This is a genomic window from Gammaproteobacteria bacterium, from assembly GCA_041395725.1.
Classification (GTDB): domain Bacteria; phylum Pseudomonadota; class Gammaproteobacteria; order Pseudomonadales; family Pseudohongiellaceae; genus NORP240.
In genome coordinates, this window is sequence record JAWKZW010000001.1 from 2,707,535 (window position 1) to 2,721,347 (window position 13,813).

The window sequence follows — 13,813 nt, forward strand, 5'->3', positions numbered from 1 at the left end:
ATTCACATCTTCGTTTCTCCGAGATGAATTGGCTGGCACCATGATTCAGACTTGCTGACGTGTTCGATCACCAATCCGCACGTTCAAATTGTTCAACAGGTAATCTGCCAGAGCGCGAACCGAGGGCGATTGTCCACGGCGAGACGGCATAACCAGGCTCAATTGCGCGGTTCCGGCCACCCATTCCGGTAGAACCCGCACCAATGATCCATCATTAAGTTCATCCCCGCAGGTATACGCTGGCAGGCTCACGATACCCAGCCCTTTCGCCGCTGCCTGTTTCAATGTGCTCATGTCGTCGCTGCAGAGTTGCGGGCTGAACGAGATGGTGGTTTTCAAACCATCCATGTTCTCGAGGTTCCAGTGGCCGCTTGCAGGCTGCCAGCCCATCTTCAGGCTCTGCCGTTTGAGCAGATCACAGGGCGACTCCGGCGTGCCGGTTCGGGCCAGGTACTCGGGACTGGCGAACAGGTGCCAGGATACATTCGCCAGGTGCCGCTGAATCATACTCGAGTCCGGCAAGGCTTCCATATGGCCTCTTATGGCCAAATCAACCCCGGCGGAGACCAGGTCGACCGTCTGGTTGCTCACCTGCTGGACCAGATTCACCCTCGGATGCTTCGCCAGAAATTCAAACACCAGATCCTTGAGCGCAAATTGCGCCACACCGACCGAGCAGCTCATGGTCACGCGCCCGCTCAACGATTCCTTGCGGCTTTGAATCGCCGCTTCGGCGGCTTCCATCTCCTCGACCAATGCCCGGGCATGCTGATAGAACACCCGGCCGCTTTCGGTCACTTTGAATTGGCGCGATGTTCTTTGTATCAGGCGGGTATCAAGCCGCTGTTCCAGTTGCGATACATGCCGGCTCAAGCGGGACTTGGGCATATTGAGCGCTCTCGCGGCGGGTGAAAAGCCCCGCTTTTCCACAACGTGGACAAAATAGTAGTAGTCATTCAGGTCGATCATTGCCATTTGCTCCACTGCACTCCGCACGCTCAGCGTTCCATATTAGGAACGTTAATTTCATTTTATGAGTCTACCCAGCATTACCGTTCCATTGATAGTATCTAAACCGTGATTACGCCACACCTCAGGAGGAGATTGATATGCACGCAGCAAGTCCTATTGCAGAGAACCTGGCATCGGATGGCACGATTAATGTCGCCATCACCGCCCCACAAGCCGGCGACGCCCTTGAGATAGGCGCCGGGTTTGTCGCACAGACCTTTCGCGAGCGAAATTTCGCTGGCGCGATGGACCCGTTGGTGATGGTCGATCACTACCGGATGACCGAACCGACCTTTGGTCCCCATCCGCACGCTGGCCTTTCCGCTATGTCGGTGCTGTTTGAAGACAGTGAAGGGGCATTTCACAACCGGGATTCATTGGGCAACGATTTCAACCTGCTGCCCGGCGACCTGTACTGGTTGAAAGCCGGTTCGGGTGCCGTTCACGATGAGTCGCCCAGAACCGGCGCGAGCATTCATGGCTTGCAGGTCTTCGTGAACCTGCCGGCGCGGATGAAACGCGATGCGCCTGAATCACGGTATGTGAGGGCACAGGACGTCCCCGTCCTGGAAACCGATGGCCATCGGGTGCGCGTCGTGCTCGGCAACAGCAACGGCATCACCGGTCAGAGTTCTCCTGCCCTGCCCATGACCATTCTCGACGGCAGGATTGGGCCTGGGTCCGTATTCACCCACGACTTGCAGGCCGGGGAGAACGCCTGGATCTACGCCATCCAGGGCGAGATCGAACTCATGGTTGCCGGTGGGGAAGCAAGACTGCAAGCCGGCGAATCCCTCGTTGTCGAAGCCGCCTCCGTTTGCGCCGCCCATGCGATCGAGTTGACGAACACTGGCGGTTCAGCCACCCACTTTGCCCTCTTTACTGCCACGCCTGTCCAAGAAGCCTTCGTGCAGAAGGGCCCCTTCGTCATGAGCAACGAGGCTGAAATCGCGCAGGTGGAAGCTGACTATGCGGCCGGCAAACTCGGCCGCCTCGAATGACCGGCTCGACATCTATTCACGGACTCAACAGGAGAGTGACATGAAAGTTCTGGCCTTCGCCGCAAGCAATAGCCGCAAGTCGATCAACAAGGACCTGATTCGCTATGCCTCTACACGACTACCCGAAAGCGATGTCGAAATCATCGATATCAACGACTATGAAATGCCCATTTACAACAGCGACCTCGAAGACGCCCATGGCATTCCCGAAGCCGCGTCCCGCTTTCTCGATAAGATCTCAGAAGCAGATGCGCTGCTGATCTCCTATGCGGAACACAACGGCAGCTATACCGTGGCCTACAAGAACCTGTTTGACTGGGCGTCACGCAAAAAGCGCGAGGTGTATCAGGACAAGCCAATCATCATGCTGTCGACATCTCCAGGTGCCGGCGGCGCGAAAAGCGTGTTGTCCGCTGCGGCTGAATCCGCCCATTTTTTTGCGGGCGAGGTGATGGCCGCTTTGTCTGTTCCCGAGTTTTACAAGAACTTTGACCGGGACAAAGGCGTGATCACCAACCCGGACCTGGTCGCGCAGTTGGATGAAACCCTGTCACCGCTACAACAGGCTTGAATGATTTCCATGGCACGGAGGGCCAGACAATGAAGGTTTGTATCGTCGGCGCCTCGGGCAAACTTGGGCAATACATGGTGAAGCATTGCCTTGATCGCGGTTATTCCGTGGTAGGCGTCTGCCGGCCCGACAGTACAGCAAAGCTGGCACACTTTGGTGATAGTGTTGAAGTCGTGCCTGGCCGAACCAATGATCGGAATGTGATCCGCAAGGCTGTTGCAGGCTGCGACGGCGTGCTCACTGTTCTGGTGCCCTGGGGCGTGGACGGTTACTCGTCGGGAACCGCCCAGGCCGTCCTCGACTATTCAGAGGAAAGGGCTCGCCTCGTGTTCTCCTGCGGCTGGCACATCACAAAAGATGGCAGAGACGAGTACTCATCGGCATTTCTCGTGATGCTAAAGGTCGGCGGCTGCATTGCTCGAATGCTCCGATTCGTAGATATCAACGACCAGGTCGAGGCGTGTCGCAGAGTATTCCAGAGCAAAAGGCGCTGGACTGTAGTTCGCGGCAGTGATCTTGAAGAAGGTATAAGTGAAGGCCTCCCCATCTGGCGCGAGCATGTCGGCGATCCCGCACTCAAGAGCAATCGCACTCGGAGAACGGATTTCGGCCTGTTCATGGTGCATGCGCTCACAGACGATACATTAATCCGCAAGGCACCAGCGATCGTGAGCTGCAAATCCCGTTCCGCGCTGGCCGATGCGTAGCCGTGCTTTCGGATCGTCTTCCTCTGGAGGTTCCTGTTCGGGAAAGAAGTTTGGAAAATGCACAGTGCCAGCGCACGAGAAAGTGAACCGAGTCAGTATCGATTGAATGCCGCCCCTGGCGGTGGAAGGATTACCTTGCATATGAAGCGATTGATGAACAATTCACAGGTATTGGCGTTCACCTGCTGTTTTAACGCATTGGTGTTGCTTACCGCTTCAGCATTCGGAGGCATAGGACATATTAACGGCCTATCGAGAGTAGACATCCTCGCTGATTGTGCTGCCCGGACCTGCAGACCTGTCGAAGTTTCCATCTATTGACCCGAAAATCCTGTTCGCGGCGTTGGACATACCATTCCTATCTGGTCAATCCTGAACGAGCGCGCGCAACCGCTCGTGCCATGCGGTTTCCCTGGCTTCCTTGCTAGTGGGGTGCTGTTGGTCTGGAATCCTTCCCAGCGAAAAGCGGCAATGTCCCAGGTGGCGCTCTGGTCGGTGGCACCAGCAATGGCCGAGTCGGTGTTTCCTGTTCTTTCTGGCGCAGGTGATCCAGGATCCGGTCGATGACGTCCTGGTCCTCGATACAGGCGATGACCCTGGCAGATCCGCCGCAGCGGCTGCAGACCTCGATGTCGATACTGAACACATGTTTTAGGCGCTGGGCCCAGGTCATGGCGGTATGGCGCTCGGCGGGTGTGCGGACTTCTGCGTTGGAGATAGACTTGATGCCTTTCCCAGGCCTGGCTGGCGTGACCAGCCCACGCCAGCGGTGGTTTGGAGCGAGAACGCCATGGTAGCGGGTGAGGTTGACCCTCGGCTTCGGCACCAGTGCCGCCAAACGGGCAACGAAATCCACCGGCTCGAAGGCCACCTGGGTCGTTCCATCCCGGTACGGAGTTTTCAGCGTGTAGACCACCTTTCCCGTGGAGCTCAGTGACAGGCGGGGAACAGCCACGGCCGGGCGGGATATATAGCGGCACAGCCTCTCACGTTTTTCTTTTTGATGCCCTTCGCAACTCACACCGGCATGCATGGAGAATCCGTTGGCCTTGGCGACCCGCTCCAAACCAGGATCAGGTCGCTCCAGCGGGCGGATAGTGCGGATCATGAACGCTTTCTGGCCTTGCTGTGAGCCAACGGCTATGCGGTAGGAGATGGAACTGCCCAGGATCTGTGGCATGGCATCGGTATCCTCGGCGGGGTCGAGGTCCAGCCAGGCACTCTCGGTGTCCTGTTCCAGCATGCCCTGGCGCTCGAGGCAGCGGCCTACGCGTTGGCTGATCAGTTGAACCAACTCCTCCAACTCGCCTTTGTCCGGTGCCTTGACGCGGCGAAATCGGGGTGGTCGATTGTCGCGATACACATAGACGCCATCCAGAAACAGGATGTGGAAATGTATGTTGAGGTTCAGGGCGGAACCGAAGCGCTGGATTAGCGTTACTGCCCCGGTGGCGCCATCCCTGAGCGATAATCCGGCCTTGTGGATCAAGTGGGTGGAGATCGCCCGGTAAACGATGCCCAGCACCTTGCCCATGGCCTGGGGGTAGGCCGCAAACAGGTAGCGCAGGGGAAAGGGGAAGCTGATGACCCACTGGCGAAGCGGGACATCGGGAAATACCTCATCGGCCAGCAGGGCGGCGGTCTCGGCCATGCGGCGGGCGCCACAACTGGGGCAGAACCCGCGTTTACCACCACCAGGCCCAAACCTCCGCTAGGTGCGTAGCCCCAGGATCTGCTATGTGGCCAGGCAGGTAGAGCTCCAAGCAGCATCAGAATCAAAATGACTAAAAGTATTGTTCCCAGGCTCATGGTTATATCCTCAAGTGATGGAAATTAGTTGGCCTGTGATAGTGAGACCCACTCAACAGGTTCCATGATGAACGCAATGCCAGGGCGTTTCTGTGCGCTATCGCACCGATGGCCGGCAAACTGAGAGAAGTAATCGTTCGCATGGGTATCATCCAGCGGTTGCCCGCCACTTCTGATCCTTGAGCAGCGCAAGCGTGCCCAAAGGTCGCGCAGCGAGCCGGGCATGCCGATACTAACCTTTCCCAAGATGCATACTGCCTGTACAACTGGTGAAAAGCAGCTATGCTTATCGTCTATGTGCTTAACAAGTGAACCGTAGGGGTTTGCGAGACAGGATTTTTTCTCGGGTAGCAGACTTTCCATGAGTTTCGCTTTTACAACTGGCGGGTCGCCGCTGGTCGGATTAATCGCTAGACGAATAATTGGCAGACAAAATTGCCTCCGGAGACACACATGCCCAGAAACATTTTCTACATCATAGGTGTGATCGTAGTTATAGTGGTTGTCTTGCGGCTGTTGGGACTATATTAGTCGCGGAATTAGCTGCTGGACTCCCGATATACTTCAAACCATAAGATAGTTTTTTGTACTAACTCCATACCTTTTCCGGTGCGGACTCTTGTAAGCTGAACATCTACCTGCAAACCTGTGCCACTGCGATAACCTCCCAGCTACTTGATGAAATATCCGGCCTTTGCTCTTCCCTTATCCCTTTCGCACCTGCCTGGGCCTGACCGAATCTACAATATCGAGTGTGCTGCAGCATACAGCCGAAGACGTTCGATTGTGTGAGGCTGGGTACATAGTTTTGGCGCTGGCCCCCGCATTCAGAACTGGGAGCCGACCCTCAAAAAAGAAGCAACCAAGCTGGCAAGTTTTAGCTTCCTCCAGCAGCAGGAACGGTTCGATAACTTCGTCGCCCAGTGCAACAATGAACTTCCTCACGAGTCTCACCCTATTATCGCGGACCGGACAGGGCTCGAAGCTGCGACTTCCGGCGTGGCACGCACTACAGGGTATACTGTCAAGTCCTTGACCTCTATCGCATTGTTGCAACTCCACGATGTAGCTGTATTTTCCAGGCCGTTACGTTGTTTCCCGCCGGTCATACCCGCTCTTTCCTGTCTCAGCGCGGCCACTTACAGTGCCCAATATCTATGCTAGCATTGTGCAAAATCTCTAGTATTGGAACGCAGGATCGCCTTTCGAATGTTCGCCAATTACGACAAGTCAGCGACGATAAAGGTAATTTGCATTGGACGAGTTCAGCCGTAAGGATCGATACCGGTGCCGTGGTGCAAGATATGGTAAATGAGCTTACACCGGCGGAAAGCCGTGACAAGAGCACGCCCGGTCGTGGCTATGTCGTTGTCATCTACGGGCTTTATATCGGCAGTATCATGGCGGTAGTGACCGCGCCGATAGGTATGCTCATCGCAGTTTTACGTATGGGTCGTGGCGCCGCCTGGCTGGATACCCATCTGGTTTTCCAGTTTCGCACTTTCTGGCTCGGCGTGCTGGCGGCAGTCGTTGCTTTGCTTGTGTGGCGCGTGGCCGGGATCGGGGGGCTAAAACCGGTATACGCCTGGATATTCGGCTACATTTTCTTCACCGTCGGTATCGGCTGGATGATGGCGCGCTGCGCCGTCGGCATTCACCGACTCACCGCCAACCGGGCTATCGATGCACCCAAAAGCTGGTTATTCGGTTTGGGCAAGCGCGTTTGAACAGTGAAGTGGCGGATGACTGGGGTCCTTTGTCAGGATTGCCAGGCAACCCGCTCATGTGGGTGCTGATTCTGAGCGAAATGCTGGTTTTCTCGGCATTTTTCATTTTGTTTGCGTGGCAGCGCGCCTCTCAATCCGCACTATTTGACGCTTCGCAGCAATTATTGGACCCGGTGATCGGTGGCGTGAATACCATCGTGTTACTGACCAGCGGTTTGTTTGCCGCATTGGCACTGGGATCGATTACAGCTGCAAATCGACGTCGTTGTCGACAGTTTCTGGGCCTGACCATGATTCTGGGTGTGATTTTCACCGCGTTGAAACTCATGGAGTATATCGATAAGTTCAAGGCCGGATTGACGCCCGAAACCAATACGTTTTTCAGCTTTTATTTTCTGCTGACAGGCTTTCATTTAGCGCACGTTGTTTTTGGTCTGGGTTTGCTGGCCCTCGTGTGCTGGCGTACGTCGCGGGAGAATGTTGAAACAGTCACTGCCTTCTGGCATATGGTCGATCTGATCTGGGTGATGCTTTACCCATTACTCTATCTGCTGAGGTAAATGTGAAAGTGGGCTTGCCCGAAAGCAGACGATTAGTAATGACCTGGCTTTTGCTGGTGACGCTGACGGTGTTGTCAATGTCCACGGCGCAGCTTGGCGACAGCTCGCAGTGGCAGAATTTGCCCCTGTGGGGGGCGATACTGATTTTAGCAAGCGCCGGTTTCAAGGTCCGGCAGATATTGATGGTCTACCTCAATCTGCGCGTCTCCAGTGCCGGATGGAAAAGTGGCTTCATGATCCTGCTGATCGCCACCTTAGTATTGGTGTTTTTGGGGTATCTCGTCCCACATCTGGGTTAAAGGCTGTCTTCTGGATAGTCCGGGTCGGGAAGCGGGATATCGGTTTCGTCGCGGGACCAGCGTTCCAGTCGCCGACCCATCCGCAACAGCAACCAGACCAGCAGTGGTGCCACCAGCAACAATCCCACGCCCCAGTCAAATCGATTGATGGCCAGTGCGAAGGGCGTAACGGTCAGCACGCAGATCGCTATGCCGATAGCAATAGCGAATGACTGTCGCGCTTTGCTCATCTGGCTATTATCTGCTGGTAGATGCGCGGCAACGCCAGTGAGAGATGCTCCGGCTTTTGCACCATTGCGTAGCCGCCGCGCCCAAACAGGTGCGTAATGTATTGCTGGGCATCCCGATCGATCGTGATACCAAACACCTTCAGTTCCTGCTGCCTGGCATCCATGATGGCTCGTCGTGTATCTTCTACGGCGTACCGTCCCTCGTAGTAATCGCTATCGCTGGGTTTGCCGTCACTCAATACCAGTAACAAACGGTGTCGGTTGGGGCGTTTACCCAACTCCGCGGCGGTGTGGCGTATGGCCGCGCCCATCCTTGTGTAGTGCCCGGGTTCGAGGGCGTTGATACGGCGCTCAGTGGTCTCACTCATGGCTTCTTCAAACGACTTGATGGTGTTTACCCACACCCGGTGACGTCGGTGTGATGTAAAGCTCTGGATGGAGTAATCGTCACCGCAGCGCGCCAGTCCGTGCGCCAGCACCAGAAGAGCCTCTTTCTCGATATCGATGATGCGCCGGTCCTCAACCCAGGCATCTGTCGATAGCGAAACATCGATCAAAATGGAAACTGCCAGGTCTCTGGCCTGCGCTCGCGCGCTCATATACAGCCCGGCGCTATTGTCGCCGACAGCGGCAAGGTCACAGTGCGCGCGCACTACCGCATCCATGTCGAGCTCGTTGCCATCGGTCTGTCCACGCACCCATTCCCGGCGCGGCCGCAGTGCTTCAAACTGCCTTCTGACCCGGTCGATACGGCGTCTTGTCTGATCGTCAATGGCTATGCCATTGCTTTCCTCCTCCTGTGTTTGACACAGCACGCGACAGTGGTGTTGCTGATACGCTTGTTTTCGGTAGTTCCACTCAGGGTAAGTCAGCGTGGCCTGCAACTGCTCGCCGTCCGCCGCAGCGGGCGACAGATCAAGGTCCATCTTAAGCTGTGAAGCCGCACGTTGCTGGTTCGGACTCAGTGTTAACTCGTCCATGTTCTCGGCATTGCTTTTGGCGTTTTCGTCCTCTTCTTCATCAATCAGTCGATTCACGTTTACCATTTCCGCGAACGACAGAATTTTCTCGAAGCGATTGAATACCAGGGGGTCGTCACGTTCACTCTGATCCTGACGCCTTCGTTCTGCCTTGCGCTTATCATCTGTTTGTCCGCCGGCTGCCGGGGGAGATTCCGTCGGCTCATCATCGTCACTGGCGGCGACATCGGCAGTGCCCAGGTGACCAAGACTTGCCCATAGAGGGACAGGCAGTGGCTGTCGGTACCCGGGTGGAGCCCTGAACTCGCGCAAGCTGAATGTGGGGTTCACGATTGCTTCACGATACCGCTTTGCTTCTGGCGATAGCGGGTCAGAGGCGCCCAGCAGGTGGCATATCACCGACTCGATAGCCGCCTCTACCGGCGGGAGTGAGCGGACCGGGCGCATCGCCAACAGCTTCTGTCGCAGCCGGGTATGGCGCTCGCGCAGTCCGGGAAATTCCCGCAGCGCAGTTTCGCTGGCCCTGATGGCCTGGCGCAGACCACTGATGTCCTGACGCAGGGGATCGATATAAGCTCTCTCCGCTTGCATTACTCCCAGCAGGGCTGCCAGCCAGAAATATAAATCCCGATTGAGACCCGCCTCGTTGAACAAGGCAATCTTTGTTGGCAGCAGCAGGTTTTCTTCATCCAGCCGTGCCAGGTTCAACGATTCTTCATCGAATCCGAGGCGCTGGCGCAGACTGAGCCGGTGCGAGGAGGTGCGAGCAGCCATCGAGGCTACGGCGACCCCGGCGGCGCCCCCGCTGACTCGAAAAAACACCGCCAGCGGTGCGGCGATACTTTCCAGCGTGATCGCCGCTTCGGGGTAGTCGGGAAAGCTGGCACTGTACGAGGAGGCCCAGCGGTGCCAAACGCGACCAACTTTCTCTTCAAACTCCAGCCATTCAAACACGAGGGTGCCTTGCCTCAGTCCTCGCCAAAGGTGGCGCGAACGGCTTCCATCAGTCCTTCCTGCACATCGATGTCATCGCTCAGGGGTTCCACCAGTGTGGCTTGTGCGGCTTGGGACACGGGCATGCCATTGGCGATAAGTGTCGCGCAATAGATCAGTAATCGAGTCGATACGCCTTCCTCGAGATCCTGTCCTTTCATGGTACGCAAACGCACAGCGAGATTAATCAGCGCGGCGCACTGCTGCGGTGGCAAGCCGCTTTCACGGGCGACAATGTCGCGCTCGAGCTGCGGCGGCGGGAAGTCAAAGCTCTTGGCTATGAAGCGTTGTCGCGTGCTGGGTTTCAGCGATTTGAGAATGTGCTGGTAGCCGGGGTTGTAGGACACAACCAGCATGAAGTTATCGGGTGCCTGCAATAATTCACCGGTTCGCTCCAGCGGTAGTAAACGCCGATCATCTGTCAGTGGATGCAGTACCACCGTGACATCCTTGCGCGCCTCTACCACCTCATCCAGGTAGCAGATGCCGCCCTCGCGCACTGCCTGGGTCAGTGGGCCGTCTACCCACCGGGTTTCTCCGCCTTGCAGGAGATAGCGGCCAGTGAGGTCAGCCGCGGTAAGATCATCGTGGCAGGACACGGTAAAGAGCGGTCGTTGCAGTTTGGCTGCCATATGGGCGACAAAACGGGTCTTGCCGCAACCGGTAGGCCCTTTTAGCAGCATTGGCAGTTGCTGCCTGAACGCCTGTTCAAACAACTCACACTCGTTACCAACAGCCTGGTAAAACGGCATACCATGCTCGGTGGGCATGGTCGTGGCAGCCGTGCTCGTCATCGTGAACTCCTGTTACGCACAGTTTGGCCTGAGTCTAGCCACTTACTGTGCAGTTGCCGTTCCCAGCTGGTTCTCGGCACTGGCAGAAACCTGTGATTTTGTCGGTCCAAAAATAGCGATAAGATAAACCGCTGCCGCCACAGCCACTACAATTCCCGCACCCAATCGCATGTAGTAAAACAATTGCAGCTGATCCTGGACCTCCATGTAGTTCATGCCCATAACGCGCTGTAAATGTGTTTGTACCACCCCTGCAAAAGTCAGCGTAAAGGTCATGAAGCACATGGCCGATGTCATTAGCCAGAAACTCCACATGTTAAGGATCTGGCTATAGGGCTGAACCCGTCGAAGTTGCGGCATGGCGTAGGTGATGATTGCCAGCACCGTCATGACATAGGCGCCAAAGAATGCGAGGTGACCGTGGGCCGCCGTTACCTGTGTGCCGTGGCTGTAGTAGTTGACGAACGACAAAGTATGCATAAAACCCCACACGCCTGCTCCAAAGAACGCGAGTGTGGCACTGCCGAGGGTCCATAACATGGCAGCTTTGTTGGGATGGTTACGCCGGCCTTTCCAGAACATAAAAAAGGCGAACATCACCATGGCGAAGAACGGAAGGACTTCCAGCGTCGAAAATATACTGCCCAGCGGCTGCCAATACCCGGGAGCGCCAATCCAGTAGTAATGGTGCCCGGTTCCGAGCAAACCCGAGAACAGTGCCAGACCAATAATAACGTAGAGCCATTTTTCGATGATTTCCCGATCCACTCCGGTCATTTTTATCAACAGGTAAGCCAGGAGAGAGGCCATGATCAACTCCCACACGCCTTCTACCCACAGGTGCACGACCCACCACCAGTAGAGCTTGTCGACGGCGAGGTTACCTGGGTTGACGAAGGCGAACAACCAGAACACCGCCGCCAGCCAAAGCCCCAGCATCAAGATCAGATTGATGGCTGTTTTCCGACCTTTAGCAAGGGTCATGCTGGTATTGTAGAGAAACATCAGGAATGAAACGGTGATCAGAATCTTGCACCACAACGGCTGTTCCAGAAATTCCCTGCCCTCGTGAATTCCCAGCTGGTAACTGAGCAGCGCTCCAGCACCTGCCACTGCGAAGATCGCCAACTGCAGATAGGCGATCATCGGGCTGTGAATCTCCGTTTCCGCCTCCTCCGGCATCAGGTAATAGGTACTCCCCATGAATCCCAGCAGCAACCAGACGATTAGCAGATTGGTGTGACTCATCCGCATGATATGAAATGGCATTGCCTCCGACAGGAATTCGGGCATGACGTACACTGTGGCCGCCATAATTCCAAACACGATCTGCAGAGTGAAGAGAGCCATCGCCACCACAAAAAACGGTAAGGCCACCCATTGTGTTTCATATTTCATCGATACGATCCTCTGACAGTAAACTTAAGGCGTTGCCTATTGAATGAGTTGTTAACCCGCATTATTGGGCGGCCAATTCTGCGTATTGATTGAGTCGGTCCATTGGAGAAAATCCACCAGTGAATCCAGTTGTTCTTCGCTGAGATCAAACTTGGGCATCACGCGGCGACCAGGTACGTTGAGTGGCTGGGCGCGAATCCAGCCCTTCAGTCCGGCGCGCGCATTGTCAGGGTTGTCGCGACCACCATAACGGGTCCAGACATTGCCTAACTCCGGCGCAAAATAAGCCCCCTCGCCAAGAATGGTGTGGCAGTTGATACAGCTGTTTTCTTCCCAGACATGTTTACCCTGCCTCACGCTGTCGGTGAGAGCTTCCTCGTCAGTGGAGACGTTCTTCATATACCAGTGGGTATGCGCGGTCAGTCCGGCAAAAACAAGAAAGAAGAATAGCGAGCCGCCATAGAATATATTGCGTGCCGCTGATCTGGTGAGCACTTCGGCCATTGGGTCTCTCCCCGAATTAAATAGATAAAGTGTAGTACGTTATGCCGGATATGGCCGGTTCGCGAAAATGTATATTATGCATTAAGGTGCATTTTATACGCATCTTCTAAAGATGCAAACATTATCCATCTTTATGTATACTGACTGGCCAACCGCCACGCGGACCTGCCAATGCGCCTGACCACCTTCACCGATTATTCCCTGCGGGTACTTATCTACCTGGCACTCAAGGGCGAGGAAAATACCACCATTGCCGAGATTTCCGAGGTCTATGGGATATCGAAGAATCATCTCATGAAGGTGGTCCAGGAACTGAGCCAGAAGGGCTATCTGGTAGCCTCGCGCGGGAAAAATGGTGGTCTGCGCCTGAGCACCGATCCGGCGCAGATCAACATCGGACAGTTGGTTAGATCGATGGAGAGCGACCTCGCACTCACGGAATGCCTCGGGCGGAATAATCACTGCGTTCTGACCCCTGCCTGTGCACTACAGACTATGTTAACGGAGGCGTTGGACGCTTTTTTTGTGGTGCTTGACGGGTACAATCTGGCCGACATTGTGAAGGGGCGAAGGCGCGAGCGACTGGTGGATTTACTGAACATTGCGTGAACTCGCGTTGGGACGGGCGCCGCGCGGCAGGGCTGGGCACAAACCTTTCATTGCAACTTCCCCGACTGTAGGGAGAGGCAAGCGGATGACAAAGGAAATCAATTCGGATATCAAACCTGGGCCGCCGCTGAGCTCCCCGCCCTGCTCCATGCATGAGGTTGATCCCGCCTATATGGGGCTCACTGGGCGCAGCGGCCGGGCGGAAACGCTGGGCGGTGCTGAGCTGGCTCGCCTGGGCGCGGCCGTGCTGTCCGACATTCCGGATGCGGTGGTGTTTTCGGATCGCGAAGGACTGATTCGCTTTTGGAATGCCAGTGCTGAACGAATATTTGGCTTTTCGCACGCGGAAGCCATGGGCGAATCACTGGATATCATCATTCCGGAACGGCTCCGACAGCGCCACTGGGATGGGTACTACCGAATGATGCAGTCCGGCAAGGCGCAGCACCCGGCGGATGAACTGCTGGCAGTGCCAGCCCTCAGCAAATCCGGCGAACCTTTATCAATCCAGTTTACGGTTGCCCCGGTAAAAAATACGGAGGGAGCGCTGGTCGGCATAGTGGCAGTGATGCGTGATGTCACCGCGACTTATGCGGAACTCAGACACCTGCGGCGATGAC

At 55.8% G+C, this 13,813-nt stretch carries 14 protein-coding genes and 2 pseudogenes; 8 read left to right on the top strand and 8 right to left on the bottom strand.

Going from position 1 to position 13,813, the window contains the following annotated elements; all coding sequences use genetic code 11:
* Window positions 1-45 precede the first annotated feature (45 nt).
* On the bottom strand, window positions 46-969 hold the full coding sequence (locus R3F50_11830; protein ID MEZ5490993.1) for a LysR substrate-binding domain-containing protein: 924 nt from the start codon (window positions 967-969) through the stop codon (window positions 46-48).
* Between the two features lie 140 nt (window positions 970-1,109).
* On the opposite strand from R3F50_11830, the gene R3F50_11835 reads away from it, so the two are divergent.
* Genes R3F50_11835 through R3F50_11845 form a run of 3 tightly spaced genes read left to right on the top strand, consistent with a single transcriptional unit; the run spans window position 1,110 to window position 3,290 of the window.
* Window positions 1,110-2,012, top strand: coding sequence for a pirin family protein (locus R3F50_11835; protein MEZ5490994.1), 903 nt, complete (start codon window positions 1,110-1,112; stop codon window positions 2,010-2,012).
* Between the two features lie 40 nt (window positions 2,013-2,052).
* A complete protein-coding gene (locus R3F50_11840) occupies window positions 2,053-2,583 on the top strand; it encodes an NADPH-dependent FMN reductase (protein MEZ5490995.1) in 531 nt (176 codons plus the stop codon).
* A gap of 29 nt (window positions 2,584-2,612) precedes the next feature.
* Entirely contained in the window at window positions 2,613-3,290 is a 678-nt protein-coding gene (locus R3F50_11845; protein ID MEZ5490996.1) for an NAD(P)H-binding protein, read from the top strand.
* A 424-nt stretch (window positions 3,291-3,714) separates the two neighbouring features.
* On the opposite strand, the pseudogene R3F50_11850 reads toward R3F50_11845, so the two are convergent.
* Together R3F50_11850 and R3F50_11855 are read right to left on the bottom strand one after the other, a co-directional pair.
* Window positions 3,715-4,977, bottom strand: a pseudogene (locus tag R3F50_11850) (transposase).
* Window positions 4,977-5,099: pseudogene (locus R3F50_11855) on the bottom strand (DUF3309 domain-containing protein). The pseudogenes R3F50_11850 and R3F50_11855 overlap by 1 nt, the downstream one beginning before the upstream one ends.
* Window positions 5,100-6,403: 1,304 nt before the next feature.
* Between R3F50_11855 and R3F50_11860 the strand changes: the two are divergent.
* Genes R3F50_11860 through R3F50_11870 form a run of 3 tightly spaced genes read left to right on the top strand, consistent with a single transcriptional unit; the run spans window position 6,404 to window position 7,685 of the window.
* A complete protein-coding gene (locus R3F50_11860; protein ID MEZ5490997.1) occupies window positions 6,404-6,826 on the top strand; it encodes a hypothetical protein in 423 nt (140 codons plus the stop codon).
* A 56-nt stretch (window positions 6,827-6,882) separates the two neighbouring features.
* A complete protein-coding gene (locus R3F50_11865) occupies window positions 6,883-7,386 on the top strand; it encodes a cytochrome c oxidase subunit 3 family protein (protein ID MEZ5490998.1) in 504 nt (167 codons plus the stop codon).
* 38 nt (window positions 7,387-7,424) lie between these two features.
* Window positions 7,425-7,685 carry a cytochrome C oxidase subunit IV family protein gene (locus tag R3F50_11870; protein MEZ5490999.1) on the top strand — a complete coding sequence of 87 codons (261 nt, stop codon included), beginning with the start codon at window positions 7,425-7,427 and terminating at the stop codon, window positions 7,683-7,685.
* Here R3F50_11870 and R3F50_11875 read toward each other — a convergent pair.
* From R3F50_11875 to R3F50_11895, 5 genes are read right to left on the bottom strand one after another with little or no spacing between them, the layout of a single operon-like run.
* Window positions 7,682-7,915: a hypothetical protein gene (locus R3F50_11875; GenBank protein MEZ5491000.1), complete on the bottom strand. Its 234-nt coding sequence runs from the start codon at window positions 7,913-7,915 to the stop codon at window positions 7,682-7,684. The two genes, R3F50_11870 and R3F50_11875, sit on opposite strands and share 4 nt — an antisense overlap.
* A complete protein-coding gene (locus tag R3F50_11880) occupies window positions 7,912-9,849 on the bottom strand; it encodes a protein norD (GenBank protein MEZ5491001.1) in 1,938 nt (645 codons plus the stop codon). Before R3F50_11880 ends, R3F50_11875 begins: the two co-directional genes overlap by 4 nt.
* Before the next feature lie 14 nt (window positions 9,850-9,863).
* Window positions 9,864-10,682: a CbbQ/NirQ/NorQ/GpvN family protein gene (locus R3F50_11885; GenBank protein MEZ5491002.1), complete on the bottom strand. Its 819-nt coding sequence runs from the start codon at window positions 10,680-10,682 to the stop codon at window positions 9,864-9,866.
* Window positions 10,683-10,724: 42 nt separating this feature from the next.
* Window positions 10,725-12,080: a cbb3-type cytochrome c oxidase subunit I gene (locus R3F50_11890; protein MEZ5491003.1), complete on the bottom strand. Its 1,356-nt coding sequence runs from the start codon at window positions 12,078-12,080 to the stop codon at window positions 10,725-10,727.
* Window positions 12,081-12,131: 51 nt separating this feature from the next.
* Window positions 12,132-12,584 carry a cytochrome c gene (locus R3F50_11895; GenBank protein ID MEZ5491004.1) on the bottom strand — a complete coding sequence of 151 codons (453 nt, stop codon included), beginning with the start codon at window positions 12,582-12,584 and terminating at the stop codon, window positions 12,132-12,134.
* A gap of 171 nt (window positions 12,585-12,755) precedes the next feature.
* Between R3F50_11895 and R3F50_11900 the strand changes: the two genes are divergently transcribed.
* Both R3F50_11900 and R3F50_11905 read left to right on the top strand, forming a co-directional pair.
* Complete coding sequence (locus R3F50_11900) at window positions 12,756-13,193, top strand: Rrf2 family transcriptional regulator (protein ID MEZ5491005.1); 438 nt, start codon at window positions 12,756-12,758, stop codon at window positions 13,191-13,193.
* Between the two features lie 85 nt (window positions 13,194-13,278).
* The gene (locus R3F50_11905; GenBank protein ID MEZ5491006.1) at window positions 13,279-13,812 is read left to right on the top strand and encodes a PAS domain-containing protein; all 534 of its coding nucleotides are present in this window, start codon (window positions 13,279-13,281) and stop codon (window positions 13,810-13,812) included.
* Window position 13,813 lies beyond the last annotated feature (1 nt).